Annotated in this window: 5 protein-coding genes; 4 read left to right on the plus strand and 1 reads right to left on the minus strand. The window is 67.5% G+C overall.

All coding sequences use genetic code 11. The annotated features are described in order from the left end of the window. Positions 1-879, plus strand: an 879-nt coding sequence (locus tag HUK84_RS11570) for an alpha/beta hydrolase family protein (protein ID WP_176640431.1), incomplete at its 5' end; no start/stop codon positions are given. A gap of 50 nt (positions 880-929) precedes the next feature. Here the strand turns inward: HUK84_RS11570 and HUK84_RS11575 are convergent. Continuing rightward, entirely contained in the window at positions 930-1,502 is a 573-nt protein-coding gene (locus HUK84_RS11575) for a GNAT family N-acetyltransferase (protein ID WP_246285632.1), read from the minus strand. A gap of 109 nt (positions 1,503-1,611) precedes the next feature. On the opposite strand from HUK84_RS11575, the gene HUK84_RS11580 reads away from it, so the two are divergent. The 3 genes from HUK84_RS11580 to HUK84_RS11590 form a co-directional block, all read left to right on the plus strand. Further along, complete coding sequence (locus tag HUK84_RS11580) at positions 1,612-3,216, plus strand: flavin monoamine oxidase family protein (protein ID WP_176640432.1); 1,605 nt, start codon at positions 1,612-1,614, stop codon at positions 3,214-3,216. Further along, positions 3,216-3,656 carry a c-type cytochrome gene (locus tag HUK84_RS11585; RefSeq protein WP_176640433.1) on the plus strand — a complete coding sequence of 147 codons (441 nt, stop codon included), beginning with the start codon at positions 3,216-3,218 and terminating at the stop codon, positions 3,654-3,656. The genes HUK84_RS11580 and HUK84_RS11585 overlap by 1 nt, the downstream gene beginning before the upstream one ends. 202 nt (positions 3,657-3,858) lie before the next feature. Then, positions 3,859-4,148: Ada metal-binding domain-containing protein (locus tag HUK84_RS11590; RefSeq protein WP_374729322.1), on the plus strand; the 290-nt coding region annotated here is incomplete at its 3' end.

Below are 4,148 nucleotides of genomic sequence, written 5' to 3' on the forward strand. Positions count from 1 at the left end.
GCCATGATGGGCGCGGACGGCAGCGCCGCGAGCGTGGTGCGCGACCGCGACGGCCATGTGCTGGCCACCCTGCCCGGCGTGGCCGAAACCCCGACCCTGGCGCCGCATATCCAATATACCCGCGCCGGGGCGCTGGACATGGATGCGATGATCATCCGCCCGGCCGATTTCGTGCCCGGGCGGCGCTATCCGGTCGTGCTGTCGGTCTATGCCGGGCCCGGATACAAGCAGGTGCTGCAGGCGCCGCGCCAATATCTGGAAAACCAGTGCCTGGCCGATCACGGCTATATCGTCGTCAGCCTGGACGGGCGCGGCACGCCGGGGCGCGACCATGATTGGGAACGGGCGACCAAGAACGACCTGATCGACCTGCCGTTGCGCGACCAGGCCGACGGGCTGGCGGCGCTGGGAAAACGCTATGCCGAACTGGATCTGTCGCGGGTGGGCGTCTATGGCTGGTCGTTCGGCGGGTATTTCACCGCGATGGCGACGATCCGCCGGCCGGATGTCTTCAAGGTGGGGGTCGCGGGCGCGCCGCCGGCGGATTTCGCCGATTACGACACGGCCTATACCGAACGGTATCTGGGCACGCCGCAGGACGATCCGCAGGGCTATGCGGCCAGCAACGTGCTGACCTATGCCGCGCAACTGTCGCGACCGCTGCTGATCATGCACGGGCTGACCGACGATAACGTGTATTTCGAAAACACGATGAAGCTGACGCAGGCTTTCATCCGCGCCGGGCGTCCGTACAACCTGCTGCTTCTGCCGGGCACGCATATGCTGACCGACCCGGCGCTGCGCACGCACGTGGATGAGGCGCGCGAATCCTTCCTGGCGGCAACGCTGAAGATCCCGACCGCCGACACGATGCGCTGATTCCCGCCCGGCAGGGGGCCGCGACGGATCGCATCCCCCTGCCCCCGGTTTCAGCCTGAAACCGGGTCGTCTACCGGGTCGTCCGACAGGCGGGCCCAGCGTTCATGGTCGCGCCAGGCCCCGTCGATCTTCAGATAGCGGGGGGAGAATCCCTCCTGCCGGAAACCGGCGCGGCGCACCAGGGCGATCGAGGCCAGATTGCCGGGCTGGATATTGGCCTCGACCCGGTGCAGGCCCAGTTCGTCGAAGGCATGGGCCAGGGTCAGGCGCAGCGCCTGCGTCATCAGCCCCCGCCGCGCATAAGCCCGCATGCCGTAATAGCCCAGATACGCGCTGCAAAACGCACCCATGACGATCTGGCTGAGGGTGAAGACCCCGATCACCCCGCCATCGCCTCCATGGCGCGCGACCAGCCCCACGGCGGAACCGGTGGCGCATTGGGCGAACCAGGTATCGAACCCGTCCGGGTCGGTGAAGGGCCGGGCCCAGGGGGCATGATAATCGCGGCTGTCGCGATTGGCGCGGATCAAATCCGAAGCGTCGGCGCGCGCAACGGGGCGGAGCGTAAGCACGGTCATGACGACCGCATAGGGCAGATCGCGCCGTACTTCCAATGCCGCCATGCCGGAGCGTCGCGCACCCGCTGTTGCGGAAATGGCCCGCAGGCCATATCGAAGACCGAAACGAGACGCCCGAGATCGGCGCCCGAGACCGACGAAGGACCGTAACAGGATGACCAGCAGCCCGGAATTTGCGCCGCAGACGCGGCGCCAGCTTCTGTCGCGGATCGGCGCGGTGGGCGGGTCGGCAGCGCTGTATCAAGCGATGACCGCCCTGGGCCACGCCGCCGGGCGCGATTTCGCGGGTCCGCCCAGGCTGGATGGCGCCAGGCCCGGCACGTCGGTGCTGGTGCTGGGCGCGGGGCTGGCGGGCATGCTGGCCGCCTATGAGTTGCGCAAGGCCGGCTATTCGGTGCGGATCCTGGAATATCAGGACCGTGCCGGCGGCCGGAATTTCAGCCTGCATGGCGGCGACCGGTTTACCGAACTGGGCGGCGCCACGCAGAATATCGGCTTCGCGCCCGGGAATTATTTCAATCCCGGCCCCTGGCGCATCCCGTACCACCACCAGGCGCTGCTGCATTATTGCCGGGCGTTCGGCGTGGCGCTGGAACCGTTCGTGCAGGTCAATTTCAACGCCTATGTCCATGCGACGGGGGCCTTCGGCGGGCAAAAGCAGCGCTATCGCACCATCGCAGCCGATTATGCCGGCCACACCTCGGAATTGCTGGCCAAGGCGATCGACCAGCACAGGCTGGACCTGCCGGTCGGCGACGACGAGCGGGAGCATCTGCTGCAGGCGCTGAAGGCGTGCGGCATGCTGGACGGAACATTCGCCTATACCAAAAGTATCATGACGTCGCAGCGCCGGGGCTTTGCCAAGCCGCAGGGCGGCGGCCCGGACGGCGCGCCCGTGCCGTCCGACCCGCTGCCGCGCGACGCGCTGATGCGGTCGGGGCTATGGCTGGCGCTGGCCACCAATGCCAGCCTGGACCACCAGACCACGATGTTTCAGCCCGTGGGCGGGATGGACCAGATCGGCAAGGGGTTTGCCCGCCAGGTCGGCGACCTGATCACCATGCGCTGCCGGGTGACGGCGATCCATCAGGATCAGCACGGCGTCAGCGTGTCCTATATCGACGAAGCGCACGGCAATGCGCCGCGCGTGGCCCAGGCCGATTATTGCGTCTGCACCATTCCGCTGTCGGTGCTGTCGCAACTGGATGTGCAGGTCGGCGGCCCGATGAAGGCGGCGATCGCCGCCGTGCCCTATCTGTCGTCGGTCAAGATCGGTCTGGAATTCAACCGGCGCTTCTGGGAAGAAGACGAGCAGATCTATGGCGGCATCAGTTTCACCGACCTGCCGATCAACCAGATTTCCTATCCCAGCACGGGCTATTTCTCGCGCGGCAAGGCGGTGCTGCTGGGCGGCTACATGTATGAGGATGCCGAGGCATTCCGTTTCGCGGGCCTGAGCCCGGCCGAGCGGATCGAGGCGGCGCTGGCCCAGGGCGCGGTGATTCATCCGCAGTACCGCAAGGAATTTTCGACCGGCGCCGCCGTGGCATGGAGCCGCGTGCCCTGGACGCTGGGCTGTTGCGCGCTGTGGAGCGAACAGGCCCGCAAGATGCATTATCGCGACCTGTGCGCGATCGATAACCGCCTGGTACTGGCCGGCGAGCATGCCTCATTCTTCGGATGCTGGCAGGAAGGGGCGATCCTGTCGTCGCTGGACGCCGTCACCCGCCTGCATCGCCGTGCGATCGGAGCCGCCTGATGATCCGCCTGAACCACCCATTGCCGGCGCTGATCCTGCTGGCCGCGCTGATCTCCCCCGCCCTGTCCGTGCCGGCACGGGCCGACAGCGCGGACGCCATTGCCGGGCGTGCGATCGCCACCAATGATGGCGGCGCGATCTATCGCACACTGTGCCAGGGCTGCCACATGGCGGACGGACGCGGGGCCGTGGGGGCGGCGCGTTTCCCGGCGCTGGCGGGCAATCCCAAGCTCGCGGCGGCAGGCTATCCGGCCTATGTCGTGCTGAACGGTTTCGGCGGCATGCCATGGTTCGCCGACAAATTGTCGGACACCCAGGTGGCTGCGGTGGTGAATTACGTCCGCAGCCATTTCGGCAACCATTATGCCGACACGGTCGGCCCCGCCGACATTGCGCCCCAGCGCCCGGCTGCCGAGGCGATCCGGCCGGATATCGATTGAAGCGGTTCTTTTTTGGATGTGCGGCACGGCATGGCGCAGGATGTGCGCCGGGAATTTGCGCCGGATGGTGGCGGTGGTGGGCGACGGCGCCAATATTCCAATATTCCCTCGATCCGGATGGGGGCACGCCGCGCGCACCGGATGAAATTCGGGAGCAGGATCCGGGATGCGGGGCCGCCGGCGAGACGGCAGGATGGAGGGCATGGACATCACGACAGACGGGATGCAGCCGATGGATATGCCCCTTGCCGTCCGGCCGGTGCCGGAGACGACCGATCAGGACCCGCGCTGGCGGCGGATCGTCGCCCGCGACCGTGCGGCGGACGGATTATTCTGGTACGCGGTGACGACCACGGGCGTGTATTGCCGCCCGTCCTGCCCGTCGCGCACCGCCCGGCCCGAGAATGTGCGCATCTATGACAGCCGGGAGGCGGCGCGTGCGGCGGGTTTTCGCGCCTGCCGCCGCTGCCGTCCGGATGCGGCCCCCGTGGC

This window comes from Nguyenibacter vanlangensis (genome assembly GCF_013376155.1).
GTDB classification, from domain to species: domain Bacteria; phylum Pseudomonadota; class Alphaproteobacteria; order Acetobacterales; family Acetobacteraceae; genus Gluconacetobacter; species Gluconacetobacter vanlangensis.

Excerpts from the sequence above, each read along its gene's own strand:
- HUK84_RS11575 (WP_246285632.1), bottom strand. The coding sequence starts at position 1,502 with ATGGCGGCATTGGAAGTACGGCGCGATCTGCCCTATGCGGTCGTCATG.
- HUK84_RS11580 (WP_176640432.1), top strand. The coding sequence starts at position 1,612 with ATGACCAGCAGCCCGGAATTTGCGCCGCAGACGCGGCGCCAGCTTCTG.
- HUK84_RS11585 (WP_176640433.1), top strand. The coding sequence starts at position 3,216 with ATGATCCGCCTGAACCACCCATTGCCGGCGCTGATCCTGCTGGCCGCG.